At 55.3% G+C, this 463-nt stretch carries 1 protein-coding gene; it reads right to left on the bottom strand.

All coding sequences use genetic code 11. The features are described 5' to 3' along the window. Positions 1 to 41 precede the first annotated feature (41 nt). Positions 42 to 236, bottom strand: a complete 195-nt coding sequence (locus tag OC610_RS28820; protein WP_181288507.1) for a hypothetical protein — start codon at positions 234 to 236, stop codon at positions 42 to 44. Positions 237 to 463: the final 227 nt, after the last annotated feature.

The following is a 463-nucleotide window of genomic DNA, read 5'->3' as shown; positions in this document are numbered from 1 at the left end:
TCGCGAGCAGGCTCGCTCCCACATTAGGGTATGTGTTGTTTTCAGGATTGCGCGGTCTCACGCAAACGCTGCCGCTCCTCGCGCTCCAGCTCGGCCTTGTAGCTGTGGGCGTCCGTCTCGGAGTGGAACATGCCCACCAGCATGTCCTGTTGATGCACGTCCCAGATCCGGATACCAGCGGCAATCCCTTCGTGGGACATGTGGGCGTCGTCTCGTTCAGTTACTTTCACAGTCATCTTGCAAGCTCCAATCTCTGTTATCTGCAGCAAGGCGTGTGCAGGGTTTTGTTATAGATTTTGGTAGCGTGCTAAGTAAATGCCTCGGTCTGTTAAGAAGTTTTCATGAAAAGCGCAACAATCCTGCAGGACAGGCAGGGCGCGGCATTCGGTCGCAGGTGGTGTTCATGAAGAAGTTTTCATGTCGTCAAGCAGGCACCAGACCCTGTGGGAGCGAGCCTGCTCGC

Origin of the sequence: Pseudomonas agronomica (assembly GCF_025917275.1) — a bacterium.
In the GTDB taxonomy this organism is placed as follows: domain Bacteria; phylum Pseudomonadota; class Gammaproteobacteria; order Pseudomonadales; family Pseudomonadaceae; genus Aquipseudomonas; species Aquipseudomonas agronomica.
Note: the sequence above shows the minus strand (reverse complement) of the source record. Positions and strands in the feature narration are given on the sequence as shown.

Bases quoted from the DNA above. Each gene is read 5' to 3' on its own strand.
- OC610_RS28820 (WP_181288507.1), bottom strand. From the start codon at position 236: ATGACTGTGAAAGTAACTGAACGAGACGACGCCCACATGTCCCACGAA.